Origin of the sequence: Paenisporosarcina indica, from assembly GCF_001939075.1 — a bacterium.
GTDB classification, from domain to species: Bacteria; Bacillota; Bacilli; order Bacillales_A; family Planococcaceae; genus Paenisporosarcina; species Paenisporosarcina indica.
On sequence record NZ_MPTA01000007.1, the window covers coordinates 204,711 to 229,533 of the forward strand.

At 39.7% G+C, this 24,823-nt stretch carries 22 protein-coding genes, 17 tRNA genes and 1 riboswitch; of the genes, 6 read left to right on the top strand and 33 right to left on the bottom strand.

The genetic code is table 11. From position 1 onward, the window contains the following. Positions 1–531: 531 nt before the first annotated feature. The 4 genes from GY23_RS15605 to GY23_RS15620 form a co-directional block, all read right to left on the bottom strand. Positions 532–1,815, bottom strand: coding sequence for an ABC transporter permease (locus GY23_RS15605; protein ID WP_075620130.1), 1,284 nt, complete (start codon positions 1,813–1,815; stop codon positions 532–534). Further along, complete coding sequence (locus GY23_RS15610) at positions 1,805–2,503, bottom strand: ABC transporter ATP-binding protein (RefSeq protein WP_075620131.1); 699 nt, start codon at positions 2,501–2,503, stop codon at positions 1,805–1,807. Before GY23_RS15610 ends, GY23_RS15605 begins: the two co-directional genes overlap by 11 nt. Positions 2,504–2,881: 378 nt before the next feature. Beyond that, complete coding sequence (locus GY23_RS15615; protein ID WP_075620132.1) at positions 2,882–4,321, bottom strand: alanine/glycine:cation symporter family protein; 1,440 nt, start codon at positions 4,319–4,321, stop codon at positions 2,882–2,884. 160 nt (positions 4,322–4,481) lie between these two features. Next, positions 4,482–5,282, bottom strand: a complete 801-nt coding sequence (locus GY23_RS15620; protein ID WP_075620133.1) for an alpha/beta hydrolase — start codon at positions 5,280–5,282, stop codon at positions 4,482–4,484. 106 nt (positions 5,283–5,388) lie between these two features. Between GY23_RS15620 and GY23_RS15625 the strand changes: the two genes are divergently transcribed. After that, positions 5,389–5,910: a gamma carbonic anhydrase gene (locus GY23_RS15625; protein WP_075620134.1), complete on the top strand. Its 522-nt coding sequence runs from the start codon at positions 5,389–5,391 to the stop codon at positions 5,908–5,910. 230 nt (positions 5,911–6,140) lie between these two features. On the opposite strand, the gene metK is transcribed toward GY23_RS15625, so the two are convergent. Continuing rightward, the gene (gene metK, locus GY23_RS15630) at positions 6,141–7,337 is read right to left on the bottom strand and encodes a methionine adenosyltransferase (protein ID WP_075620135.1); all 1,197 of its coding nucleotides are present in this window, start codon (positions 7,335–7,337) and stop codon (positions 6,141–6,143) included. Between the two features lie 201 nt (positions 7,338–7,538). Beyond that, positions 7,539–7,654, bottom strand: a riboswitch (SAM riboswitch). A 198-nt stretch (positions 7,655–7,852) separates the two neighbouring features. Here metK and pckA point away from each other — a divergent pair. Next, complete coding sequence (pckA, locus tag GY23_RS15635) at positions 7,853–9,442, top strand: phosphoenolpyruvate carboxykinase (ATP) (RefSeq protein ID WP_075620136.1); 1,590 nt, start codon at positions 7,853–7,855, stop codon at positions 9,440–9,442. A gap of 42 nt (positions 9,443–9,484) precedes the next feature. Here pckA and GY23_RS15640 read toward each other — a convergent pair whose 3' ends face one another. From GY23_RS15640 to GY23_RS15660, 5 genes are all read right to left on the bottom strand, one after another. Further along, positions 9,485–9,940: a hypothetical protein gene (locus GY23_RS15640; protein ID WP_075620137.1), complete on the bottom strand. Its 456-nt coding sequence runs from the start codon at positions 9,938–9,940 to the stop codon at positions 9,485–9,487. Then, positions 9,937–10,728: an alpha/beta hydrolase family protein gene (locus GY23_RS15645; protein WP_075620138.1), complete on the bottom strand. Its 792-nt coding sequence runs from the start codon at positions 10,726–10,728 to the stop codon at positions 9,937–9,939. The genes GY23_RS15640 and GY23_RS15645 overlap by 4 nt, the downstream gene beginning before the upstream one ends. Continuing rightward, positions 10,685–11,179 carry an NUDIX domain-containing protein gene (locus tag GY23_RS15650; protein ID WP_075620139.1) on the bottom strand — a complete coding sequence of 165 codons (495 nt, stop codon included), beginning with the start codon at positions 11,177–11,179 and terminating at the stop codon, positions 10,685–10,687. Before GY23_RS15650 ends, GY23_RS15645 begins: the two co-directional genes overlap by 44 nt. 47 nt (positions 11,180–11,226) lie before the next feature. Next, the gene (locus GY23_RS15655) at positions 11,227–11,529 is read right to left on the bottom strand and encodes a transposase (protein WP_075620140.1); all 303 of its coding nucleotides are present in this window, start codon (positions 11,527–11,529) and stop codon (positions 11,227–11,229) included. Between the two features lie 108 nt (positions 11,530–11,637). Then, a complete protein-coding gene (locus GY23_RS15660) occupies positions 11,638–12,087 on the bottom strand; it encodes a Dps family protein (protein ID WP_075620141.1) in 450 nt (149 codons plus the stop codon). 98 nt (positions 12,088–12,185) lie between these two features. On the opposite strand from GY23_RS15660, the gene ytzI reads away from it, so the two are divergent. The 3 genes from ytzI to GY23_RS15670 all read left to right on the top strand — a co-directional run bounded on the left by ytzI (position 12,186) and on the right by GY23_RS15670 (position 14,175). Then, the gene (gene ytzI, locus GY23_RS18090; RefSeq protein WP_161487619.1) at positions 12,186–12,332 is read left to right on the top strand and encodes a YtzI protein; all 147 of its coding nucleotides are present in this window, start codon (positions 12,186–12,188) and stop codon (positions 12,330–12,332) included. Continuing rightward, positions 12,329–12,577, top strand: a complete 249-nt coding sequence (gene yidD / locus GY23_RS15665; protein ID WP_075620142.1) for a membrane protein insertion efficiency factor YidD — start codon at positions 12,329–12,331, stop codon at positions 12,575–12,577. The genes ytzI and yidD overlap by 4 nt, the downstream gene beginning before the upstream one ends. Before the next feature lie 614 nt (positions 12,578–13,191). Then, on the top strand, positions 13,192–14,175 hold the full coding sequence (locus GY23_RS15670) for a metal ABC transporter solute-binding protein, Zn/Mn family (RefSeq protein ID WP_075620143.1): 984 nt from the start codon (positions 13,192–13,194) through the stop codon (positions 14,173–14,175). A gap of 38 nt (positions 14,176–14,213) precedes the next feature. Here GY23_RS15670 and menC read toward each other — a convergent pair whose 3' ends face one another. The 6 genes from menC to GY23_RS15700 are packed head-to-tail and all read right to left on the bottom strand — an operon-like array spanning position 14,214 to position 21,549. Then, positions 14,214–15,329, bottom strand: coding sequence for an o-succinylbenzoate synthase (menC, locus tag GY23_RS15675; protein ID WP_075620144.1), 1,116 nt, complete (start codon positions 15,327–15,329; stop codon positions 14,214–14,216). Then, positions 15,302–16,750, bottom strand: a complete 1,449-nt coding sequence (locus GY23_RS15680) for an o-succinylbenzoate--CoA ligase (protein WP_075620145.1) — start codon at positions 16,748–16,750, stop codon at positions 15,302–15,304. Before GY23_RS15680 ends, menC begins: the two co-directional genes overlap by 28 nt. Before the next feature lie 60 nt (positions 16,751–16,810). Further along, positions 16,811–17,629 (bottom strand): 1,4-dihydroxy-2-naphthoyl-CoA synthase, encoded by an 819-nt coding sequence (gene menB, locus GY23_RS15685; RefSeq protein ID WP_075620146.1) that lies wholly within the window; start codon positions 17,627–17,629, stop codon positions 16,811–16,813. Continuing rightward, positions 17,626–18,468 carry a 2-succinyl-6-hydroxy-2,4-cyclohexadiene-1-carboxylate synthase gene (menH, locus tag GY23_RS15690; protein ID WP_075620147.1) on the bottom strand — a complete coding sequence of 281 codons (843 nt, stop codon included), beginning with the start codon at positions 18,466–18,468 and terminating at the stop codon, positions 17,626–17,628. Before menH ends, menB begins: the two co-directional genes overlap by 4 nt. After that, a complete protein-coding gene (gene menD / locus GY23_RS15695) occupies positions 18,456–20,174 on the bottom strand; it encodes a 2-succinyl-5-enolpyruvyl-6-hydroxy-3-cyclohexene-1-carboxylic-acid synthase (RefSeq protein ID WP_075620148.1) in 1,719 nt (572 codons plus the stop codon). The genes menH and menD overlap by 13 nt, the downstream gene beginning before the upstream one ends. Continuing rightward, a complete protein-coding gene (locus GY23_RS15700; protein ID WP_075620149.1) occupies positions 20,167–21,549 on the bottom strand; it encodes an isochorismate synthase in 1,383 nt (460 codons plus the stop codon). Before GY23_RS15700 ends, menD begins: the two co-directional genes overlap by 8 nt. Before the next feature lie 173 nt (positions 21,550–21,722). On the opposite strand from GY23_RS15700, the gene GY23_RS15705 reads away from it, so the two are divergent. Beyond that, the gene (locus GY23_RS15705) at positions 21,723–22,634 is read left to right on the top strand and encodes a 1,4-dihydroxy-2-naphthoate polyprenyltransferase (RefSeq protein WP_075620150.1); all 912 of its coding nucleotides are present in this window, start codon (positions 21,723–21,725) and stop codon (positions 22,632–22,634) included. A gap of 317 nt (positions 22,635–22,951) precedes the next feature. On the opposite strand, the gene GY23_RS15710 is transcribed toward GY23_RS15705, so the two are convergent. The 17 genes from GY23_RS15710 to GY23_RS15790 form a co-directional block, all read right to left on the bottom strand. Further along, positions 22,952–23,023, bottom strand: a tRNA-Glu gene (locus GY23_RS15710). Positions 23,024–23,032: 9 nt separating this feature from the next. Continuing rightward, positions 23,033–23,123 (bottom strand) — tRNA-Ser (locus tag GY23_RS15715). Between the two features lie 4 nt (positions 23,124–23,127). Beyond that, positions 23,128–23,202: transfer RNA gene (locus GY23_RS15720), tRNA-Asn, on the bottom strand. A gap of 1 nt (position 23,203) precedes the next feature. After that, positions 23,204–23,280 (bottom strand) — tRNA-Ile (locus GY23_RS15725). Between the two features lie 10 nt (positions 23,281–23,290). Continuing rightward, a tRNA-Gly gene (locus tag GY23_RS15730) sits at positions 23,291–23,364 on the bottom strand. Positions 23,365–23,371: 7 nt separating this feature from the next. Continuing rightward, a tRNA-Phe gene (locus GY23_RS15735) sits at positions 23,372–23,447 on the bottom strand. Between the two features lie 143 nt (positions 23,448–23,590). Next, positions 23,591–23,666, bottom strand: a tRNA-Asp gene (locus GY23_RS15740). A gap of 3 nt (positions 23,667–23,669) precedes the next feature. Further along, positions 23,670–23,744 (bottom strand) — tRNA-Met (locus GY23_RS15745). Positions 23,745–23,953: 209 nt separating this feature from the next. After that, positions 23,954–24,046, bottom strand: a tRNA-Ser gene (locus tag GY23_RS15750). A gap of 14 nt (positions 24,047–24,060) precedes the next feature. Then, positions 24,061–24,137 (bottom strand) — tRNA-Ile (locus GY23_RS15755). 7 nt (positions 24,138–24,144) lie between these two features. Continuing rightward, a tRNA-Met gene (locus GY23_RS15760) sits at positions 24,145–24,218 on the bottom strand. Positions 24,219–24,236: 18 nt separating this feature from the next. Further along, positions 24,237–24,312: transfer RNA gene (locus tag GY23_RS15765), tRNA-Ala, on the bottom strand. A 22-nt stretch (positions 24,313–24,334) separates the two neighbouring features. Further along, positions 24,335–24,411 (bottom strand) — tRNA-Pro (locus GY23_RS15770). Between the two features lie 14 nt (positions 24,412–24,425). Continuing rightward, positions 24,426–24,502 (bottom strand) — tRNA-Arg (locus GY23_RS15775). 22 nt (positions 24,503–24,524) lie between these two features. Further along, positions 24,525–24,613, bottom strand: a tRNA-Leu gene (locus GY23_RS15780). Positions 24,614–24,627: 14 nt separating this feature from the next. Beyond that, positions 24,628–24,702 (bottom strand) — tRNA-Gly (locus tag GY23_RS15785). Positions 24,703–24,719: 17 nt separating this feature from the next. Further along, positions 24,720–24,804, bottom strand: a tRNA-Leu gene (locus GY23_RS15790). Between the last annotated feature and the right edge of the window lie 19 nt (positions 24,805–24,823).

The following is a 24,823-nucleotide window of genomic DNA, read 5'->3' on the forward strand; positions in this document are numbered from 1 at the left end:
GTCTAACGATTAATAAGGGGATGGGCGAATGACTTCGTCATTCGCCCATCCCCTTTTCTTCCAGACTATCCTGCGGCGAGTGTACGTCCGTCGCTCCCTTGTTTCCCCAATATGAACAGTGATTTTGGGACGACAGAATAGATGCCTTCCTTTAACCGTCAAACGGTCGAGGATGAAATTTCGATCTCCCACCGCTTTCTTTATTTTCATCTACTCTCTTTCAATTAGTCACTTTAGTATTTCGTTCATTCTAAATTAAAGAAAGTCTCATAATCCACTCGCACTTATAAATGAAAACGTAAATCAGCACACACAAATAAAAAATTCCGCACTAAATTAGATGGCAGCAATATGCTTTAGTCAGAACTAGCGAAGGCGCCTTTCCAGTGGTAGCCGGAGCGAGAAGACTTGCAGTGATCTTCTACCTGGCTTCTCGCGGGAGGCATCCACAAAGCCCCGCAGCGATATTCAAGGGAATACTTAGTTTGTCTCTATAATTCGGAACTTTTTCAGTGCCCTCCATTAAGCATTTTATAGTTCTTGGCGTAATGCTTGAATGACATCAATCTTCGTAGCTTTTCTTGCGGGTCTCCATCCTGAAACCATTGCAACTCCGATACTAATAACGGATGCGATTACAACAAGTTGCCAAGGAATGCTAGATATCGTGATTCCCATATCTTCCATTCCATCTTCCTCCATAATGTTCATGACAATTAGTGGAATAAGCCAATTAGCTAGATAGCTAATTGCATAAGACAGCGCCACAGCAATCGCTGTCCCTATCACACCAATCCATATACTTTCCATTAAAAACAAGCGTTGAATCAGTTTAGGATTTGCTCCGATTGCTTTCATTACACCAATTTCACGAGTTCTTTCCGTAACAGCCATTGTCATGGTGTTAAAGATCCCGATTGATGAAATAAGCACCGCAATCGTACCGACAAATAATAATCCTGCTTTCAATACTGTAAAGAATAAGTCCATCGTTTCCATTTCTTCCGTTACTGAATACACATGATACCCTTCTGCTTTCAATGATTCTGTAATGCCTTTGACACTTTGAAGTCCATCAGCATAGACATACACTGAGATGTAACTTTCTTCAACAGGAACATCTGGTTGTGTGAACAATTGGAATTCAGTGCGGTATGATTCATCGATTAGTACACGTTGATCCGTCATCCAATCTTTTGAAGGCGCTTTAGCAACTCCTGTCACCACAAAGTCCCATGTCTTAGGCTCATTATTTTCCTCATTTAATGGAGTCAGTTCAATCGAAATTTCCTTACCAATCATACTAGTAGTGAATCCTGTTGAAACCTCTTCATCTGACTGAGCATTCATTTCTGCTTCTGTTAATAAATTTTGCGCAAAATGATAGCCAATGACAATTTCATTTGGTTTAGTTGGCATTGTTCCTTCAGATAATGCCAAATTTGCTTTTTCTTCTTCTTCTAAATTAGTTAATTGTACGTCTCCATACCCTGTACGATCGTCCATAGTAATGGATGTAACGCCCTCTAAATATGATCTACTAACAACTGCATTGACATTTTCCATTTCACGCATCTTTTGTTGATCATCAGCAGTAACTGGTGATTGATCTTCTTTGCCATAGATTTGCACTTCATTAATAAGCTGAGTGTCTAACATTTCATCTGTCAATGTTTTATGAAGTCCGAACCCAACGGAAGCCAGAACGATTAAAAATGCACATCCCATAGTGGCTGCTAAAACTGTCATAAATACACGTAACTTATTCTTCTTTAAATGCTGTCTGATAAAATCCAGCTGATCTTTAAACGACATGTAATGCACCTCCATTTACTAGTGCACCATCGTGTAGACGATACTTCCGATGTGCAATATTCGCCACTTCGTCATCATGAGTAATGATGACAAATGTAATACCGAGGGACTTATTTAAGGACTGAATCAATATTAATATTTCATTTTCAGTCTCAGAGTCCAGACTACCCGTCGGTTCATCCGCTAAAATAATGGGTGGATTTGAGACAAGCGCCCGTGCAATACTTACTCTTTGTTGCTGGCCACCTGATAATTCGTTTGGATAATGATCAGCCACAGCTGATAATCCAACTTTTTGTATTAACGCTTCTACGTTTACACGACGTTCACTTTTTGGTACCCCTTTTAACTTCAATGGCAATTCAATGTTTTCAAAAGCTGTCAAACCCGGCATCAATTGAAAATTTTGAAAGATAAAACCGAAATTGTTTAATCTAAACTCTGCATGCTCACTTTCTGATAATTTTGCTGTCTCTTGATTCAATACTTTAATGGAGCCAGACTCGGGTTTCATAAATCCAGCTAACACATGTAACAATGTCGACTTTCCAGAGCCACTTTTACCGACAATCGAAACGATTTCCCCTTTATTTATATCAATTGACACATTTTTCAGGACAGGAACCCGTTTCTCTTTCCCTTTTTTACCGATTGAAAATGTATGTGTTACATCTTGAATATGTATCATGTATGTTCTCCCCTTTCTCTTAAATATAGTATACCGAATAAATCTTAAGGAAAAGATAGGAAAATTATGAAGAAAATCTTAAGAATTAATCAATGTTAAACAAACCTGCTGTTTATCACTCATTTGCACTAGCCACAAATGCACCCTTCGTTTCTTATTCAACATCATCAGCTCTTTAACATAGTCTAGAAATAAGAAATTGAAAAACCCTATAACTTTGTCCATGTCAAATTAATATTATTTCCTAGGCAATAAAAAAACCGATTTCTACAAAATACTACAGAAATCGGTTCTTATTATTTAGCTTACTTTATATTTTTATCTCTAAAACCATTTGTGCGATAAAAGCTAATCCACAAAACACAATTACTAAGTAGCTTATTTTCTCTTTTTAGTCCATAAGTCCGCATTTTTGATTCCTAATTTTACCGGATCAAAAACAGGATCTTTCCCTTTTTTCTTTTGAGCTTCGTAATCTTTTAATGCGAGTAATGCTGGCTTCGATAGGATGAGTATGGCGAATAGATTCAGCCAAACCATTACACCAATTCCTACATCGCCTAGTGCCCAAGCAAGATTTGAATTTCGAATCGCTCCAGAGAAAGTAGAGAATACAAGAACGACTTTAAGAAGAATGATTGCAAGTTTGTATGGGGAGCCTTTTAATAGATACGAAACATTTACTTCGGCAATATAATAAAATGCCATTATGGATGCGAAACCGAAAAAGAACATGGCAATGGCAACAAAATCTGCCCCGGCTCCTGGAATGACAGCGTCAATTGCTGCTTGAGTATACCCTGGGCCAGCATACATGCCCGGTAAATTTTCCACGATAAATTCACCTTTTCCATCATCCAATTGAACATTGTACATGCCCGTTGAAAGAATCATTATTGCCGTGGCAGAACAAATAATAAGAGTATCAATGTAGATGGAAAATGCCTGAACCAATCCTTGTTTAACGGGATGTGATACTTCTGCAGCCGCAGCCGCATGTGCACCAGTACCTTGACCAGCTTCATTCGTATAAATCCCACGTTTGACTCCCCAAGCAATAGCAGAGCCCATCATCCCTCCAAATGTTGAATCAAAAGAAAATGCACTGCGGATGATTAAGGAAAGTATATGGGGCAAATCCTGTATATTTATGGAAATGACAACAAACGAAAGAAACATATATAAAATTGCCATGATTGGAACAATAAGTTCTGCCACAAAGGCAATGCGTTTTACACCACCTAGAATGACAAATCCCAATATAATTGCAATCGCTACACCTGTCATCCATGGTTTTAGATTAAAAGCATTTTCAACACCCATCGCGATGGTATTAGATTGAACTCCTGGTAATAGAATAGCCGCTGCTATAACCGTTATCACAGCAAATAAAATGGCATACCATTTCCAGCCCAATCCTTTTTCTATGTAGTATGCTGGCCCCCCCCGATATTGGCCATCTTGTTTTACTTTATAAATTTGTCCCAAGGTTGATTCAACAAATGCACTGGCTGATCCAATAAAAGCGATGGCACACATCCAAAAAACTGCACCTGGCCCTCCAAAAGCTATGGCTGTTGCAGTTCCCGCGATATTCCCTGTGCCCACTCGCCCAGACAAAGCGATGGCAAATGCTTGAAAGGAGGATACGCCAGCATCCGATTTTTCACCATTGAACATTTGAAAAATCATATCTTTCACTAATCTAACTTGGACAAATCGAGTAAGGACCGAAAACAAAAGCCCAACCCCAAAACAAGCATAGATCATCCAAGGACCCCATAAGAATTCAGTTAGTTGATTTATATAATGTTCGATTTTTTTTCCCCCATCGCCCCAAATTCACATTATAGAAATACTATGTGTACAAGTTGTAATGTAGAAATGAGCATGAGAATTTTCTTTTTGATTTTTAGAGTAAATGCAAGCGTGCAAAAAAACCTCACTTATAAAGTAAAGTGAGGTTTGAGTATAAAAACTATACGATATAGCCAATTGAACGAAGAACATTGTGCATAAATGATTTAGTATACAAAAACACATCTTCTCTTTCAGGTTCTTGAAATAAATCATGAAAACAACCTTTCCATTCTTTATATTGAATTTCTGTAAGTTGTTGTTTTTGGATCCAATGCTTAGCGTATTTTTGATCCGTTATTTTATCTCTCTCTGCGGTCATCATCAGTATTGGAAGATTGTGTATGCCTTCTTGAGTAGAAGAGGCTGATTTCATTAACTGCTGTAATTCACGATACCATTTTAATGTGATGGTCGTGTTATAAAGCAAATCATCTTTGTCTTGCGTATACACATCATAATTTCTTGTCAACTGCTTGATTGTCACGTCATGCGTACTTTTTACATTTTCAGCTATTTTCCCCATACTTGATAGAGCACTCGACAACTTGGAAGGATGGATATGTAAATGCAACCAGGGTGACGTCACGATGACGGCGGCACATTCAATCGATTTCTCTTGTAGTGCATGCATAACAAGAGTTGCACCAAACCCATGACCGATTACAAATACAGGTAAATTATATATTAATGAAGCTTTCACTAATTGTTGGACATACGCATGATACGACTGAAAATCTTCATCATGTGCTCGTTTATTACGAGCACCTTCCCCATGTCCGGGTAAATCCCCCATGACTACATGAAATCCGGAACTCCTAAACTTTTCAATTAACCAAGCATATCTACGATGATGCTCATACGCATTATGTATAATTGCTATGACAGCTTTAGCTTGTCCATCAGTTTCCCATTTCCACATGAACACCACTCCTTTACTAATTTATTATTCGACATCGTCATTCTTTTTTTGTTCCACTTCTTTTGTATAATGAAACTATATCAATAGTAGAAATGAGGTTATTAAAATGATTTACCCTTTTAAAGACAAAACTCCTTCAATAGATCCGTCCGTCTATATTGCTGATTATGTCACAATTAGTGGTGATGTGACAATCGGAAAAGAGTCCTCAATATGGTTTAATACGGTGATTCGAGGCGACGTTAATCCCACAAGAATAGGTAGCAAAGTGAGCATTCAAGATTTATGTTGTCTCCACCAAAGTCCATCCTTCCCTTTGGTGATAGAAGATGAAGTAACCATAGGGCATCAGGTTACTCTGCATAGTTGTACCATTCGAAAGGGGGCATTGATTGGCATGGGATCCATAATTTTAGATGGTGCTGAGATTGGAGAAGGTGCGTTTATTGGTGCTGGTAGCTTAGTACCTCCAGGTAAAGTGATTCCTCCAGGCATGCTTGCTTTAGGCAGCCCTGCAAAAGTTGTACGGGAGTTAGATGACGAAGATCGAGTAGATATGGCACGTATTGTGCGCGAATACGTGGAAAAAGGGCAGATTTATAAAGACATGCAAGTGACTGATTACTAAATTGGTAGCTGGTTAAAGCTATTCGGTTCTTTATCGTATATTTGCTCTGCCGCAATTAATTGGAAATCATCGGGACATCACCTACTTACAAATACAGCGAGCCTTCCTTCGAAAAAATCGAGGAAAGGCTCGCTGTTTATTTGTATACACTGTACTGAATTAGATCTCATCCATATCTCTAAGCAAAATCAGCGTAGGCGCATTTCTAGTAGTAGCCGGAACAGTTTTTATTACAATCCTGCTTTTTCTCTCATCATAGGAGCTTTGTCTGTTTTTTCCCATGGTACATCAATATCTGTACGACCGAAGTGTCCGTAAGCAGCTGTTTGCTTGTAAATAGGACGACGAAGATCAAGCATCTTGATGATTCCCGCTGGGCGAAGGTCGAATAACTCACGAACCATTTCAACAAGTTTCGTCTCGCTGACAACACCTGTTCCAAATGTGTCGATTGAGATTGATACTGGTTGTGCTACACCAATTGCATATGCAAGTTGTACTTCACAACGGTCGGCTAGTTCTGCTGCTACAATATTTTTGGCAACATAGCGTGCGGCATATGCAGCTGAACGGTCAACTTTAGTAGCATCTTTACCAGAGAACGCACCGCCACCATGACGAGCATATCCACCGTAAGTATCAACAATGATTTTACGTCCAGTCAAACCAGCATCACCTTGTGGTCCACCAATAACGAAACGGCCAGTAGGGTTAATGAAGTATTTTGTGTTTTCATCAATTAGTTCTGCTGGAACAATTGGATTAATGACATGTTCTTTAATGTTGCGTTGAATTTGCTCAATTGTTACTTCAGGGTGATGTTGAGTTGAAATAACAATCGTGTCAATACGCAATGGTTTATTATTTTCATCATATTCAACAGTAACTTGTGTTTTACCATCAGGACGTAAGTATGAAAGAATTTCCTCTTTACGTACAAATGCTAAACGACGAGCTAACTTATGAGCCATACTAATAGGAAGCGGCATTAACTCCGGTGTTTCATTACAAGCAAAACCGAACATTAAGCCTTGGTCACCTGCTCCGATTGCTTCGATGTCATCATCTGTCATTGATCCTTCACGAGCTTCGAGTGCTTTGTCAACACCCATCGCGATGTCAGCAGATTGCTCATCAATTGCAGTTAATACTGCAGAAGTCTCTGAGTCAAAACCGTATTTTGCACGTGTATAACCAATTTCTCGAACAGTTTCACGTACGACTTTTTGAATATCTACATATGCAGATGTTGTGATTTCCCCAGCAACTAATACGAGACCAGTCGTTACTGTAGTTTCGCAAGCAACACGTGCGTTAGGATCTTGTGCTAAAATTGCATCTAATATTGCATCTGAAATTTGGTCTGAAACTTTATCCGGATGCCCTTCTGTTACTGATTCTGATGTAAACAAACGACGATTTGTCATATGATGTTTCCTCCTATATCCTGCGAGATTTCTCTCGGAAAATTCAAACGGTACTCATTTCCCATGTCAAGCTTATTCGGTTGAATAAAACCTTCCGCCTTTTCGGGCTTCTTCACACGAGGATAAAGGACGATGTCACAAAAAAGACCCTTCTCTCACGTTTATACATGAGGAAAGGTATGATTTTATAAGCACCTTTCACTCTTATCAACCAAGGATTTTCACCTTGCTACAGGTTTGGCACCTTTTCATTTCACAGAAATGGCAGGTTGCCGGGTTTCATAGGGCCTGACCCCTCCACCAGCTCGGGATAAGAGTATCCGTTCAGTTTTACATCATAATAAACTAAACCCTGGATGTCAAATGTTTTTATTTTTTGTCGAATATAATCAAAAAAACAGAATAAATAATCAGTCTATTAGTGTAGATTATTAAGCTCAATGTGTTATACTATTCACGAATCAAGCCAATAACCCTGTTTTATGGGAATATACAAAAAAGGTAGGTACATATACATGAATTCAGTGAACACTGTGAACGAGCTGAACGACTTGTTAAATGGCCAAAACGTGCATGTTCAACTTTCAGTACCACAATTAGTGGAGAAAGCAACATCACGCGGAGAAGCTGTCTTAACATCGACTGGAGCTGTGAAAGCGGAGACAGGGAAATATACTGGACGATCTCCTAAAGATAAGTACATGGTTGTAGAAGATGGCTCAAAAGACAAAATTGATTGGGGTTCAGTTAACCAACCAATCTCATCTGAAATTTTTAATTCTTTATATAAGAAAGTAATCACTTATTTAAAAACGAAAGAAGAGTTGTTTGTATTCAAAGGCTTTGCTGGAGCAGAACCTGAATCTCGCCTTTCAATTCAGGTTATTAATGAATATGCTTGGCATGTCCTTTTTGCTCACCAATTGTTCATTCGCCCATCTGCAGAAGAATTAGTATCTCACGAAGCACAATTTACAATCGTATCTGCACCAACTTTTAAAGCAGATCCCGCTGTAGATGGCACTTCTTCAGAAACGTTCATCATTGTGTCGATGGAACAACGCATTATCTTAATCGGTGGAACTGAATATGCCGGAGAAATGAAAAAATCGATCTTCTCGATTATGAATTACTTGCTTCCTGAACAAGGTATTTTACCAATGCACTGTTCTGCTAACGTTGGTGAAGAAGGAGATGTAGCTTTATTCTTCGGTTTATCAGGAACTGGAAAAACAACATTATCTGCTGATGCAAATCGTAAACTTATCGGTGACGATGAGCACGGCTGGTCTGATAACGGGGTCTTTAACATCGAAGGTGGATGTTATGCTAAGGCAATTAACTTAACACGTGAAAATGAACCACAAATCTATGATGCAATTCGTTTCGGATCAGTATTAGAAAACGTAGTAGTTGACCTTGACACTCGTGAAGCAAACTATGACGATATTTCATTAACTGAAAACACACGTGCTGCTTATCCATTACAAGCAATAGATAATATTGTTGATCCATCTGTTGGGGGACATCCGAAAACAATTATATTCTTAACTGCTGATGCATTTGGGGTATTACCTCCAATTAGTAAGTTAACGAAAGAACAAGCGATGTACCACTTCTTGAGCGGATTCACATCAAAACTAGCTGGTACAGAACGTGGGATTACAACACCGCAAGTGACGTTCTCAACTTGTTTTGGTTCTCCATTCCTTCCCCTTCCTGCAACTGTTTATGCAGAAATGTTAGGAAAGAAAATCGATGAGCACAACGCGCAGGTGTTCTTGGTGAACACAGGCTGGACTGGTGGCGAGTACGGTGTCGGTAGCCGTATGAAACTTTCTTACACACGTACAATGGTTCGTGCAGCACTTGAAGGCAAGCTAAACCATGTGGAAACAGAAACTAATTCTATTTTCGGTTTGGAAATGCCAGTGGAAATCGCTGGCGTACCTGCAAATGTCTTAAACCCTCGTGATGCATGGTCTGATAAAGACGCATACGATAAGAAAGCAAAAGAATTAGCGGATCAATTCCGTACAAACTTCAAGAAATTCGGTTCGGTTACTGAAGACATCGTGTCTAAAGGCGGTCCAATAATCAAATAATTTTAAATGACTTGCACTTTATGTGCAGGTCATTTTTTTGACTTACATCGGATGCTCTTTAAAGTATTCTGCATGGGCAGTATCGGGAAATATTTTTTGAAATTCTTTCGCTTCTAGTGGATTAATTCCATATAAAACAATTTCCGACCCATACTGCGCTATTTCCAACATTTGAATATCATTCTTATAAAAGAACAACGTGAACCATTTTAATCCACCCTCTGGATCAAAGGATTGCCCTCTTAAATATGCTCGATTGGTGTCATCCAATGTTATCGTAAACGACATGATAAGACCCTGTTCTGTAAAATGTGCTGCCAAAGGCGTAAGTTCTTTAATGTATTGTGTCTCTTCTTTCCAACACTGTATTTCAACAGAAGCAAACTCAAACGTATAGGTATCCCATAGTTTCGTCCAATAGGTCATACCTAGTGGAGCAAACACTTTTGTTTTGGCTGTTGTTTTTGCAGTGGTCAGTTGAATTCGAATATGTTTCATATAGCAGTTCCTTGATGTTTCATCCATTGACATAAATCACGAAGAACTTTGATATTTATTTGAGTAGGAAAATAATGTGTGAGATCTTTAAAGAACCAGGTTTCTACTTCTTTTCCCTGATCAACCAATGCCGCTTCTAACAATTTGGCATGTTCAAATCCAACGTTTTGATCTTTTTCGCCATGTATAATTAACACCGGAGCATGAATGTCCTCAATTCGAGTAAACACGGTTCGATCTTCATATAATTTAGGTGAGTTAGTTGGAGTGCCTCCAATTACCCGTTTCATCATACGTCTCATGTCTTCCCGTTCTAAATAGGTTAATATCGTATCGGATATCCCAGACCATGTCACAACAGACGTAATATCTTTACGAAGGATTGCTGTCCATAAAGCCATGATTCCCCCACGTGAAAAAGAAAAGACGTGAATCCGATTGGATTTCAGGAATTGTTTCAAGACATCAATTCCGATGGTAGCGTCAAAACGATCCTCTCCAGCAAATTCATCTCTTCCTTCTCCTCCCCGATTTCCACGGTAGTATGGAGCAAAGACGACCATTCCTTGTGATGCAAATTGTGCAATACGAGCTGGTCGAACCATGCCAATGTTTTGAATTCCTCCTCTTAGATAAAGGATTCCCTCATGGTTACCAAGCCTTAGGGGTTCAGCCAATAATCCCTTTATGCGATAGCCACATGACCAATAAGTAATCTCAGTTAATCGCACATGAGGATTAGGACTAGGATAAGGATGTTTCTGTTCGATTGTGCCATCTGGTTTCATCTGAAATCACCCGCTCCATTATTTTTCTCATCCCTTCGTCTTTCATATGAAAACTTAAATCTTTTGATAGGAAGAACTCCTGTAGCGTGAACCATATTGGTCCTTCCGTTTCATGTTTTTCAAATCCTTCCTCAATATCATCAACTTTTGCACGGAATACCGTTTTACAAAAAGGCTTAAGATCGTGCACTATGTATTCAGCTAACCACTCGACATTCGAAATTCGAACACCAGTTTCTTCATAGGTTTCTCTTAGAGCTGCTTTTTCCAACGTCTCATAGTCCTCAACTTTACCCCCAGGAAATTCAACTCCCCTTTTAGGGTGTTTCGTCAGTAACCACTTATCTTCGTTATTGGCTAACACTAAAATATGTTTTGAAGGAATAAGAATGGCATTTTTTTCGAAAGATAATGTAACTTTTATTCCGTTTAAATCAGTAAAAGAAAACATGCCTGCCACACTCCTTTTTCTAAGTGTAGCGAAGGCATGCTCATCAATCAACGATAAAAAGGCAGGGTCTCAATATGTTGCTTCGCTTCATCATTTCCATATTCATGAATGACCGCATATAATTTTTTCAGCTGTAAATCAACACCATCATTTTCTGGATCTAAATGATAAGGAACATACGGCACATGTGCACGCCAAAAAGCTTTTGATTCGAATGTCTCTTTTTGTTCAAACAATCGATCGATTACTGTTAAGACTTCCGGTGCTGCGTCAATTTCATACTCCCATTGCGATTCCTCTGGATGAAGGTAATAACGGTGATGCATTACTGATACAAATACTTTCGCCATGTTTTCAACCTCCCTTTTCACTAGCATGTCACGCTGAAAAAGAATCATGCGTAATCTAAAGAGGGAAAATAAATAAGCAAACTCCATGGAGGAATTTGCTTACAATTGTTAGTTGTTTGTATCACCTAAAAAAGCATTTAGCATCCATTGATGTTTTTCAATGGATTGATATACCGCATTAAGTATATCTTCTGTCATATCGTCTTCGTCTTTTGCTGCTTCATCCATTCCTTTTTTCAAAGATTTCATTATTTTATCGAAATCTTTTACAATCGTTGCAACCATTTGATCGGCGGTTTCATCTCCCGTTGCTTCTTTTACATCAGATAATTCGAGATGTTCTTTTAACGTTGCGGTTGGTTTACCCCCAAGAGTTAACAAGCGCTCAGCAATTTCATCCATATGTAACGTTGCTTCATTATAAAGTTCTTCAAATTTTGCATGCAAAGTGAAAAATTGAGGTCCTTTTACATACCAATGAAAATTGTGTAATTTTGTATACATAACCGACCAAGTAGCCACCTGTTTGTTTAACTCTTTATTTAATGCTGCTGACATAAAATATTCACACTCCTAAGTATTATTTTGTATCCCATACTTTCAATTTACCACTAAATTGCCTACAATAAACCTAGTGAATGGAGTTGAGTTTCTTAATGCTTATATTTTTTATAATTGTAGCAATCTTAATTATGATTGGAATAACTTTGCTTTTCATGCTATCTACCAAAAAAGCTTATTCGATTGAACATACAATCGATCCTATACCGACAGAACATAAAGATCCAAGTGACTTAAAGTGAAGTATCTATTCATCGGCATATTTCGTTTTTATCAAAAGTTCATTTCTCCATTGAAGCCACCTAGTTGTCGCTTTTATCCTACCTGCTCTCATTATGGAGTGGAAGCAGTGGAAAAACACGGAGCGTTTAAAGGGCTTTATCTAGCGATAAGACGAATCTTACGTTGCCATCCTTTTGACGAAGGCGGATACGACCCAGTTCCAGAAGTGTGGCCCGAAAAAGATAAGAAAAACCAAGCTAAATGACATCAGGTCGTTTATTGTATTTGAGAACTAATACTGATTACTTTCAAATCCAGGTTATCAGGTCGCTATGGATGGTTGATCGCTGCAGCATGACCTAAAGAGCTTATATAATTTCACTGACACCTTATAGAGTTCCAGGTGCTTTGGACGCTTTACTACTACACCATGTTCTAAAAAACGAGGGATGCTCGGGTGATTTCGTCACTCTGGACTACCCTCTTTTTTTCTATCTATTCATTAACACTTTCTACCCGTTCGAACTTCGTTTCTCCGTGTCCAACCAATTTATTCCACAAAAATCCCAATCAAAAGGAGTAGGATACTGAAAAAGTCATCTCAATCTAAAAGAACGAGCCTTTCCTCGAAAAGACTCGGGAAGGCTCGTAGTGCATTCTATAATGGGTAACTTTTTCAGTGTCCTCAATTTAGGAGAGTAAAAACTTTGAACCGTGGGTCGAGGTAGTCTCAAACTTTTTACTTTCAACATTTTTAAAAAAGACTTATAATAGGGTCTTTTTTTGTGTCTTTTTCCTTGTATTTTATATTTCTTTCTTGTATGCTAATAAAGTTCTTATTTCAAATCGTAATCATTACTATTTATAAAGGAGTTCCTTATGAAAAAACTATTAATCCTTTCTCTAGTTAGCTCACTTGTGATTTTTTTAACAGCTTGTGGGAGCACTACAAACACCCCCTCCAAAAATCAGAATGGCTTAACTGTATTTACTACCGTATACCCTCTTACATATTTTACAGAACGCATCGGCGGTAAACTGGTTAAAGTCGAGTCCGTGTATCCTGCTGGTTCAAATGAACACACTTTCGACCCCACACAACAAAATATGATGGAACTAGCAGATGCTGACTTGTTCTTTTACATTGGTCTGGGTCTTGAGGGATTTGTCGAAAGTGCCAAAAAGACCTTGGCTAGTGAAAATGTAACGATGATTGCGACCGCAGATGCTGTATCTGATGAAGCTTTGGAAGCAGGTAATCAAGCCAATGAAAACGAGCATACAGAAGAGCATGAAAATGAAGAAGAAAGTCATGAAGGGCATAGTCACGGAAAAATAGACCCACACCTTTGGATATCACCACAAATTAGTCAACAACTGGCTTTATCCATTAAAAAATCATTAATTGAAAAAGACCCAAAAAACGAAGGGACGTATTCTCAAAACTATGAAGAACTAGTAAGTGAACTGGGCGAGTTGGATCAAGCATTTAAAGAAATGGCAGACAGCTCTGATAATAAAACATTCTTTGTGTCTCATGATGCCTTCGGTTATTTAGCATCAACATACGGACTTGAACAAGTGGCAGTTGCTGGCTTGAACTCTCAAGACGAGCCATCACAAAGAGAATTGACTGATATTGTGAAACTAGCAAAAGAAAAGAACATAACAACCATACTATTTGAACAAAATGTTTCTTCTAATTTAGCGAAAGTTATCCAAAACGAAATCGGTGCACAAGCTTTAACCATGCATAACCTAGGTGTATTAACGAAACAAGACATTGATCAAAAAGAAACCTACTTCACATTGATGGAACAAAATTTAAAGACTTTACAAAAAGCCTTACAATCATCAAATTAAACGTTAACCCAAGGAATGTGCGATATTCCCTGGGTTTTTTATTCATTAAATTGTTTTTTTCGCACGACAAATTGCTCGATTATATCATGATTCCAAGAAACTCCAACACCCGGAATTGAAGGCAGGGAAATTACTCCTTGTTGTACATCAATTGTTGGAATCGTTAAGTCTTGTTCCCAAAAGTGACTGGATGAGCTAAAGTCTCCAGGGAATTTAACACCTTCCAATGATGCAAACGCCAAATTAAATGCTTTGGATACCCCAAACTCAATCATTCCACCAACCCAGACAGGGATATCCCCTTCAAGACAACGTCGATGAATTCGAAGAGCCTGTGATAAACCACCTACCCTTCCTTGCTTCATTACCACTATTTTTCCTGATTGCGATTCCATCATTTCTTCCACGTCCTGAAAACTTGAAATACTTTCATCTAATGCAAAAGGAGTTTGCATGGCTTTTTGAGCGCATGCAGAAATTTTATTTTGTTGTTCTGAAAATGGTTGCTCGATTAATGTAAATCCACTGTCATCAAAGCTTTTCAATACATGCAGTGTCTTTTCAGTAAAATCCCCATTTGCATCGGCAAAAAATAGGGTATTTGGATACTTTGCAATGATTTTTTTTAGTAGTTGCGGATTGGATGATTCTGATATTTTTAGTTTCACCCGCTTGTACCCTGCCGATATTGCTGACTCGATGTCTGCCTCCATCGCTTTTTCCGTGGATACGGCAACAACGATCCCCGCTTCTATTGATGCTGATTTTCCCCCAATTACTTTCCATAGGGGGACATTCATTTTTTTAGCATATACATCCCACAAAGCATGATTTACACAAGATTTCGCCATATTATGGCGTTTGATAGAATTGACACATTCATCAAATTCATCCGGATGCTGAAATGTTTTGTTTAGTATTGAGGGAATAATCCATTTTTCTAGTGCATCCCACGCAGTTCCGACCGTTTCTTCCGTATACCACGGCGAAGAAAAAGCCACACATTCCCCTACTCCGATTGTTCCATCGGCGTCCAAAACTTCAATAAGAATGCTTTCTCTTTCCATAACATGTTGCAAATGAGTGATAAATGGTTTTTTGAGTGGCACACGAACTTGATGTAACGTTATTCGTTTGATTTGGATGTTAACCACTCTCTCAACTCTCTTCTCAATAATTTGTTCGATGCATTTCTTGGTAATTCATCTACGATGTATAGGGCTTTTGGTACTTTATAGGATGCCAACTTGGATTGTAAAAAAACCTTCAGTGAGTCTAATGAGAGTTCTTCGTCCACCACTACAAATGCAACAGGAATTTGACCCCATTGTTCATCATCCAAACCACACACCCCCGCTTGACGAATCATTGGGTGTTGGACTAATGCATTCTCAATTTCTGCAGGATATATGTTTTCACCACCAGATATAATTAAATCTGAACGACGGTCAACGACAAATAAATACCCTTCGTCATCAAGATATCCGATATCCCCTGTATAAAGCCATCCGTTATGTTGCGAAGGCGTTTCTGCATATTGACCGATATAGCCCGGGGTTACGAGCCCACCACGAATGCAAATTTCGCCTTCTTCATTTGGGTTGTTCGCTCCATCGATTCGAATAAAACTCAAAAATAATGGTTTACCTGATGACCCTAGTTTTCTCACTGCATCTTCTGGAGACAATGTGGCAGTTTGTGAAGATGTTTCAGTCATTCCATATGTTTGTAAGATTGGGATATTTCTTTCCATCGCTCTTTCCAAGTAATTGCTCGGGACAGGTCCGCCACCAGCGAGCATCGTTTGGAACTTAGGAGAGACATTGACATCACGTTTTTCTAATTCACGTAAAATGCGTTCTAATGTTACCGATACAACCGACATTCGTGTCACTCTACCACTAACCAAGTCATCCACAATTGGATCTAAAGCAAATTTGGTATATAGTTTGACTTCCATTCCATACAAAACAGAGCGTATGACAATTGATAATCCACTGATATGAAAAATCGGCATGGTGCATAGCCAAACATCATTTGGATGGACGCCCATATTAAATGCGGAGGACGTTGCATTCGTTGTATGATTTTCTAGCGTTTGTCTAACGCCTTTGGGACGGCCTGTCGTTCCAGATGTATACATAATAGACATGGTCCTATTCAAAGGCCACTCTTCTTCTACGTCAACTGTACTAGGGTTTTTCAACAAGAGCTCATCCCATGACAACACTTTTTGATTGGAAATTCTCTCTCGATATTTTTCATCAATCAATACAAGATCTGGTTGTGAATCATGAATTTGATAACCCAGTTCTTCAATTGATAATCGTTCATTTAATAGGACGATTTCACATCCTAGTTGCCAGCAAGAATGGATTCCTACAATTAATTGTGGATTTGAAGGAGAAAGGAGGGCAATTCGATCACCAGTATTGATCCCTGCTGTTTTCATAGAACCTGCTGTGTCCATCACCTCATCAAACAGTTGTTGAAAGGTCCAAGATTTATTTTCAAAAGTTACAGCGATTCGGTTTGGTGTCATTTTGACACGTTGCACTAACCAGTTTGGATACATGTAAAAACCACCTTTAGAAAAAGCTGTCCTATAATAAGGACAGCTTGAAAAATGTATGAATCAAGGGAAACGTGGGAACTGACCAAAGTCAGGTTTACGTTTTTCCTTAAAGGCATCGCGACCTTCTTTTGCTTCATCTGTTGTGTAGTAAAGAAGTGTTGCGTCACCAGCCATTTGCTGAAGTCCAGCTAAACCATCTGTATCCGCATTCATTGCAGCTTTTAAGAAACGAAGAGCTGTTGGAGACATAGATAGCATTTCTTCACACCATTGAACCGTTTCGTCTTCAAGTTGCTCATAAGGAACGACGGTATTAACTAGGCCCATATCAAGTGCAGCTTGTGCATCATATTGTCGGCATAAGTACCAAATTTCACGTGCTTTTTTATGGCCGATGATACGTGCTAAATACCCTGAACCATAGCCAGCGTCAAATGATCCAACTCTTGGACCTGTTTGACCGAAAATGGCATTGTCTGCAGCGATGGTTAAGTCACACACGACGTGTAAGACATGTCCACCACCGATTGCATAACCCGCTACCATAGCAACAACTGGTTTCGGAATAACACGAATTAAACGTTGTAAGTCCAATACATTTAAACGTGGAATTTCATCTTCTCCAACGTACCCACCATGTCCACGAACAGATTGGTCTCCACCTGAACAGAAAGCTTTCTCGCCTTCTCCAGTTAATACAATAACTCCGACCTTAGAATCGTCACGAGCATATGTAAATGCCTCTAATAATTCTTTTACTGTTTTCGGACGAAATGCATTTCGCACTTCCGGACGGTTAATCGTGATTTTAGCGATTCCGTTATATGTTTCATATTTAATATCTTCATATGTACGTTCTGTAACCCATTGGCGTGTCATACTCTTCCTCCTAAAATAAAGTCTTTCAGTTGCTTCTTTATTATTGTAGCAAACTGAACAGGATTTTCCACATGTATTGCATGACCAACAGCTGAAACTTGTATATGTTCTGCGTTTGGTATGCTGTTTTTCATTTGCTGTGCAATTAAATTAAACTTTTGATCAAGTTCTCCTGTAATCAGTAGTACAGGCATTGTTAGTTGGTCAAGGGATGACCAATATGAAGGTTGTTTACCTGTACCGACTCCCCTTAAACTATTTGCCAAGCCTCTAGCCGATTGTTGGATTCGTTCATGTCTGATTGAATGTTTCTTACACTCGGTTAACTTTTTTTGAGACTTAAATAGCGGGATGTCTTGCCAAAAATCAATAAATGATTCCACCCCTTCTATTTCGATTCTTTTCGCTAATTTATTATCTGCTACAATACGATCTTGTCGTTCTTTACGTGTTTTTAATCCTGGAGAAGCACTCTCTAAGATTAATTGATTCACCGTGTCCGAATATTCGAGGGCGTATGCACATGCAACTCGACCTCCCATAGAATAACCGATTAGCGTAAATTTAGTCATTTGAAGTGAAGTAAACAATTCGTGTAGATCCAAAAGCTGTTGTTGTATTTGATAGCGACTAGGATCAATTGGTGAATCGGTTTCCCCATGTCCCAATAAATCAACAGCGATACATCTAATCGTTCCAGGAATCTGTTCAATTATAGGATTCCATGTTTTCATGCTCCCAGTGAAACCATGTAAAAATACAACTGTCTCTGACGCATTTGGATTGAAAATGGTATAACTAACTTTCACCCTTCGAACATTAGTCGTCAGCTTTTCCATTGTCCATCCAACTCCTCGATGATTGCGTCCCATAAACTACGATGACTTAATACATTTTCTTGACGATTCGTTTTCACTTCAATTATTCGAAGATCTGTCTGTTTTGTAGTTTCTAAAGCATTGTTAAAAGAATCTTTTGAGTCCACATGAAAATATTCCGCATTATACATCTTTGCAATTGACTCAAATGTTAACCCAGTCGGAGTACCAAATAATGTTTCGAAATACCTCTCTTCAGTTGATTGAGGTAAATAGGAAAAAATGCCTCCGCCATCATTATTCATTACCACGATCGTTAGGTCTGTCTCATGAAAACGAGAGACCAATAAGCCGTTTACATCGTGTAGGAATGAGATATCACCAATTAATAAAGTAGCTGGTCGTTTACGGGCTAGCTGAATTCCGAAAGCGGTAGAAACGACACCGTCAATTCCATTCGTTCCACGGTTTGCATAAATTCCAATATCTTTAGTTGTTTGATTAAAGAAAGTATCGACATCACGAATAGGCATACTGCTACTGGCAATCAAGTCACTTCCGGTTGTTAATTTTTGAAACAACATACCTGCATATGCACCCTCATCTTGTTGTGTATGGATATATGATTCAATATGCTTTGTGGCAATTACATTCGCATTGGTCCAAATGCTTAATGTTTCGTTTTGTTGGCTATTTTTTATTTCGTTCCAAAACACTTGTGGGGCGGAATGAATATGCTGCGTCACCGTACCTAAAGAGTCTCGATATGCTGGGTCTTCATCAACTGTAATATAGATGTCTGGTCGAATGGCTTTCAAGTAAAGTGATAGCGGTTTTGATACGGGTTGTGTTCCAAAACGAATGACAACATCTGGATGCACAGCTTTTTTGAAGTGGTCACTTTTCAATACTGCATCGTACTGATCAATCAGTAAGTGGCGACAATCTTCAGGAATGTCTGATCTCAACTGTGAAAGTGGGTCAGCAATGACTGGCCACTGAATTGATTTTGCAAATGCCCAAAAATCATCTTTCGAAAATTCACCTGATATCTCACCAACAATCAATAAACCTTTTGAGGATTGCACGATTGCGTCTTCCACTAGTTTCACGCTTGAAGGAGACGCCATAATGGTACCTACAATGGAATGCTGGTAAGTCGATGGTTTTATTTCATAATCAAAGTCGAGCAATAGAGGTTCTCTAAAAGGCACATTTATATGTACTGGCCCCATTGGTGCAGTCTTGGCAGTAGCAATTGCTCTTCCCATATGCCGCTCAATATAAGGAAGAGTTTCCATATGACCATCAGCTAATGGAAAATCGACACTCCACTTTACATGATTGCCATATAACTGAATTTGATCAATCGCTTGAGGTGCACCAACTCCTCGCAACTCGTGCGGACGATCTGCAGTCAAGACAATGAGTGGGATGCGTGCATAATATGCTTCCACTATTGCAGGAAAGTAATTTGCCGCAGCAGTTCCAGATGTACAAAGAAGGGCGACTGGTTTTTGCTTTGCTTTCGCAATGCCTAATGCTAAAAATCCAGCAGAACGTTCATCAATTTGCATATATTTATTGAACGCAGTAGTTTGACTAAATGCATAAGCAAGCGGTGTAGAACGAGATCCCGGACTAATGACTACATCTACAACACCTGCTTGAAGACATGATTGAACAATGGTATGAACATATTCGGTTAAGTTTGTACGGTTATCCATCTAAATTGCCTCCAAGAGTTCGTAGCATTGGTCTAAATTTCACTAATGTTTCTGCATACTCTGATGTCGGATCGGAATCTGCCACAATTCCACCTCCCGCATACAGGTAAGCATTTTCTTTAGTCAATAATGCAGAACGAATCGCCACTGCAAATTCGCCATTGCCCTCGGCATCAATCCAGCCAATCGGTGCAGCATAATAACCACGGTTCATTTGCTCTACCATCCGGATAATTTTCATTGCATCGCCACGTGGTTCACCGCCTAAAGCAGGCGTTGGATGCAAGTCTTTAACAAGTTGCAATAACCCGTTTCCAGTTCTTAATAACCCATCAACAGGTGTATACAAGTGTTGAATATCCCGAATTTTCATCAACTTGGGATATTTCGGCACTTTCACATCTTCGCAATATTGATTAAATACATTCGTAATCATATTGACCACGTATTGATGTTCTTCTCGATTTTTCGCATCGAGTAATAGGTCTTTACCAAGTTGCTGATCTTCTGAAGCAGTGTGTCCGCGTCTTACTGAACCAGCTAAACAAGTAGACAAGGCTTTTTGATTTTCCACTTTTACTAAACGTTCCGGAGTAGCACCAAAGAATAAGTTTTCATCAAGTTCAAGACCAAACAGATAACTCTCTGGTTGTTCTTTTGAAACATGATACATGGCAGAAGGAGAACTTACTTCCTCAGCAAATGATAGGGCTAGAGATCGTGCAATTACGACTTTTTGTGCTTCACCTGAATGTATTAATTTCGTTACATGTGATACGGCATCTAGATATAAATCCTTGAAGCGTTCATTCATGTTTGTTAAGACAGGCTTCGCATACGGTTTAAGTTCTTTCACTTGTGCTGCATGAATTAAATCATCTCTCTGAGCACGTAGCTTGTCGAATTCAGTTCGTGAGTTCAGTTCGTTCGTCACTAAATGAATGCTGATGAATACTCGATCATCACGTATTACCAGTTGAAATGAAGGCACGGTAAAGTAAGCCGAAGGGAACATGTCCCACTCGGAAGGTAATTTATTGGCAGGATCAAATGAAAATCCCCCAAATAATATAGGTTGTAAATCATGTTCTTCATTCACGATTCGAGAACAAAGACTTTTCCACTGTTTATCTACATCTTCAAAGCGAGTGTCTTCAGAAACACTATGAATAACATGTGCATGTCCTAGACCAACTAAGGTAAATGTCTTTTCCCGGTTTTGCCAATAAAAACGTTGACCTTTAAATGATTCCCCTGCTTCAAAAAAAGCGATAGAAGATAATCCATTAACTTCAATTGTTTCTGTATAAAAGTTCGCGGTCAAAGATTGTTCTTCGACTCCATAACCAGTGGATGTATAGTACTTACGATTCATCCGGTTTCCCTCCGTATATAGAACCTTACAAAAAGTAAAGTTCATTCAATATCCTACATTCTATCATACCTCTTTCTAGCCGATTCAGCACTCGATATGCAAACAATCTACACAGAATTATACGGATGAAGTACAATAAGAGAGGTGAAAACACAAGAAGGAGCGGAAACATTATGTCACACGATTTAAAAGCCGATACAGGCTGGCGTGTTTGGTGGAAATTAACACGTCCCCACACGCTAACAGCAGCATTTGCACCAGTATTTTTAGGCACTATGATTGCAATATCTGTTACAAATATACATTGGCCTCTATTTTTCGCTATGTTATTTGCAAGTTTACTCATCCAAGCGGCAACAAATATGTTTAATGAGTACTATGACTTTGCAAGAGGTCTTGATAATGAAAAATCTGTAGGAATTGGCGGGGCCATTGTTCGAAATGGTGTCAAACCAAAAACAGTTATGCAATTAGCATTGCTACTTTATTTCATTTCCATTCTAATAGGTATCTATATTTGTATGGAGACTACTTGGTTATTAGCTGTAGTTGGAGCAATTGCCATGGCGATCGGTTATTTGTACACAGGCGGTCCATTCCCAATTGCTTATACGCCTTTTGGTGAATTATTCTCTGGACTATTCATGGGCATGCTGATTGTTTTGATTGCTTTCTTTATTCAAACAGGTGAGATTACAACAATGGCACTATTACTATCTATACCAAGTATGTTACTTGTAGCAGCTATTATGTTATCGAATAATATTCGTGATATTGTAGGTGATGAAGAAAGTGGTCGAAAAACAATGGCCATATTAATCGGTCGAAAACGTGCAGTAAATGTACTTCTAGGATTGTTCAGTGTTTCTTATATATGGATTATTGGTTTAGTAGTTCTAGGATTCTTAACGCCATGGGCACTCCTAGTGATCTTAGGCGTGAAAAAACCTATTCATGCGATAGAAACCTTTAAAGCACACGAAGCCCCATTAAAAGTGGCGCCAGCTATGAAAGATACTGCATTAACGAATACGATATTCGGTTTTTTATTAGGACTAGGATTATTGATTAGTTATTTGCTATAAAACAGTAAAAATCGCAAGTGCCAACAATTGAGCACTTGCGATTTTTTGTGATTAGTATAGGAATTCATGAACAAAGCAGGTGCTTGATAAAGATACCTCTCGTATTGGTTGGTTAACCGAATACAAAATTGGATGCATTCTTCTTCGTAGTCCAAAAGATCCTGTCTGCTACATACTATGTAAAAAGAAAAATGCTAGTAAATATGTGGAATTCACATTCACTAACCTTAGGAAATTATTAATTCTTATAATTCGCCATAAATCGACATTTGCCCATAAAAAAACACGCTATCCCGAAGATAGCGCATCTTTTTAAATGACCCCTACGGGATTCGAACCCGTGTTACCGCCGTGAAAGGGCGGTGTCTTAACCGCTTGACCAAGGGGCCGAAATAATCTGGCGGAGAAGGAGGGATTTGAACCCTCGCGCCGGTTGCCCGACCTACACCCTTAGCAGGGGCGCCTCTTCAGCCACTTGAGTACTTCCCCAGATTGGCTCCGAAGGTAGGACTCGAACCTACGACCAATCGATTAACAGTCGATTGCTCTACCACTGAGCTACTTCGGAATGGTGGGCCTAAATGGACTCGAACCATCGACCTCACGCTTATCAGGCGTGCGCTCTAACCAGCTGAGCTATAGGCCCACAAATAAAATGGAGCGGGTGAAGAGAATCGAACTCTCATCATCAGCTTGGAAGGCTGAGGTTTTACCACTAAACTACACCCGCATAAAAATGGTGGCTCAGGACGGAATCGAACCGCCGACACAAGGATTTTCAGTCCTTTGCTCTACCGACTGAGCTACTGAGCCACAATTGAATTGTACTAAGATTCGAATCTCTTCGTCAGCTTCATTCGTTCGTTCAGTCACGTACGTTAGTACGCTCCTTTACTCACTCATTTTGCTTCCGCGACCTTCTTTGCTTATTCCAATTCTAAATACTTTAATAAAAATGGCGGTCCCGACGGGAATCGAACCCGCGATCTTCTGCGTGACAGGCAGACATGTTAACCGCTACACCACGGGACCATTTGGTTGCGGGGGCAGGATTTGAACCTGCGACCTTTGGGTTATGAGCCCAACGAGCTACCACTGCTCCACCCCGCGCTAATATTATGTTATAGACACTATTGCTTCTACGCTTATGGCTTAGTGGACATCTGCATCGGCTTCGCCTGCTTCGATGTTACTTGCTGTCTTCGTACAGCTGCGTTGCTCCACCCTCGCGGTTACTTTATAGAAAGTGAAATCTTTCTATTCGCGATTTAATTATGTAGAGTGTTTATTTGTTTCTTGTACCACACACTTAGTGAAAATGGAGGAGGTAGAGGGATTCGAACCCCCGCGGGATTTGACTCCCCTGTCGGTTTTCAAGACCGATCCCTTCAGCCGGGCTTGGGTATACCTCCGAATAATATTTAAGTGGTGGACCTTGCAGGACTCGAACCTGCGACCGGACGGTTATGAGCCGTCTGCTCTAACCAACTGAGCTAAAGGTCCTTAAAGATGGCGGCCGAGGGGATCGAACCCCCGACCTCACGGGTATGAACCGTACGCTCTAGCCAGCTGAGCTAGGCCGCCTGGATCTTTATAAATTGTTGGTGGAGCCTAGCGGGATCGAACCGCTGACCTCCTGCGTGCAAGGCAGGCGCTCTCCCAGCTGAGCTAAGGCCCCTTAAAAGGGATAAAATAAAAACTGGTCGGGAAGACAGGATTCGAACCTGCGACCCCTTGGTCCCAAACCAAGTGCTCTACCAAGCTGAGCTACTTCCCGATGATTAAAAATAATGGCGCGCCCGAGAGGACTCGAACCTCTAACCGCTTGATTCGTAGTCAAGTACTCTATCCAATTGAGCTACGGGCGCAAAATTCAGTTTTTATGAAAAATGGTGCCGAGGACCGGAATCGAACCGGTACGGTAGTCACCTACCGCAGGATTTTAAGTCCTGTGCGTCTGCCAGTTCCGCCACCCCGGCACTTAAGAAGTATATGGAGCGGAAGACGAGGTTCGAACTCGCGACCCCCACCTTGGCAAGGTGGTGTTCTACCACTGAACTACTTCCGCTAGTATGAAAATAAAAATGGTGCGGGTGAAGGGAGTCGAACCCCCACGCCTTGCGGCGCTAGATCCTAAGTCTAGTGCGTCTGCCAGTTCCGCCACACCCGCTACTTAGTATTTGTGAAAA

Bases quoted from the DNA above. Each gene is read 5' to 3' on its own strand.
- GY23_RS15605 (WP_075620130.1), bottom strand. From the start codon at position 1,815: ATGTCGTTTAAAGATCAGCTGGATTTTATCAGACAGCATTTAAAGAAG.
- GY23_RS15610 (WP_075620131.1), bottom strand. From the start codon at position 2,503: ATGATACATATTCAAGATGTAACACATACATTTTCAATCGGTAAAAAA.
- GY23_RS15620 (WP_075620133.1), bottom strand. From the start codon at position 5,282: ATGTGGAAATGGGAAACTGATGGACAAGCTAAAGCTGTCATAGCAATT.
- GY23_RS15625 (WP_075620134.1), top strand. From the start codon at position 5,389: ATGATTTACCCTTTTAAAGACAAAACTCCTTCAATAGATCCGTCCGTC.
- metK (WP_075620135.1), bottom strand. From the start codon at position 7,337: ATGACAAATCGTCGTTTGTTTACATCAGAATCAGTAACAGAAGGGCAT.
- pckA (WP_075620136.1), top strand. From the start codon at position 7,853: ATGAATTCAGTGAACACTGTGAACGAGCTGAACGACTTGTTAAATGGC.
- GY23_RS15640 (WP_075620137.1), bottom strand. From the start codon at position 9,940: ATGAAACATATTCGAATTCAACTGACCACTGCAAAAACAACAGCCAAA.
- GY23_RS15645 (WP_075620138.1), bottom strand. From the start codon at position 10,728: ATGAAACCAGATGGCACAATCGAACAGAAACATCCTTATCCTAGTCCT.
- GY23_RS15650 (WP_075620139.1), bottom strand. From the start codon at position 11,179: ATGTTTTCTTTTACTGATTTAAACGGAATAAAAGTTACATTATCTTTC.
- GY23_RS15655 (WP_075620140.1), bottom strand. From the start codon at position 11,529: ATGGCGAAAGTATTTGTATCAGTAATGCATCACCGTTATTACCTTCAT.
- GY23_RS15660 (WP_075620141.1), bottom strand. From the start codon at position 12,087: ATGTCAGCAGCATTAAATAAAGAGTTAAACAAACAGGTGGCTACTTGG.
- ytzI (WP_161487619.1), top strand. From the start codon at position 12,186: ATGCTTATATTTTTTATAATTGTAGCAATCTTAATTATGATTGGAATA.
- GY23_RS15670 (WP_075620143.1), top strand. From the start codon at position 13,192: ATGAAAAAACTATTAATCCTTTCTCTAGTTAGCTCACTTGTGATTTTT.
- GY23_RS15680 (WP_075620145.1), bottom strand. From the start codon at position 16,750: ATGTATCCAAACTGGTTAGTGCAACGTGTCAAAATGACACCAAACCGA.
- menB (WP_075620146.1), bottom strand. From the start codon at position 17,629: ATGACACGCCAATGGGTTACAGAACGTACATATGAAGATATTAAATAT.
- menH (WP_075620147.1), bottom strand. From the start codon at position 18,468: ATGGAAAAGCTGACGACTAATGTTCGAAGGGTGAAAGTTAGTTATACC.
- menD (WP_075620148.1), bottom strand. From the start codon at position 20,174: ATGGATAACCGTACAAACTTAACCGAATATGTTCATACCATTGTTCAA.
- GY23_RS15700 (WP_075620149.1), bottom strand. From the start codon at position 21,549: ATGAATCGTAAGTACTATACATCCACTGGTTATGGAGTCGAAGAACAA.
- GY23_RS15705 (WP_075620150.1), top strand. From the start codon at position 21,723: ATGTCACACGATTTAAAAGCCGATACAGGCTGGCGTGTTTGGTGGAAA.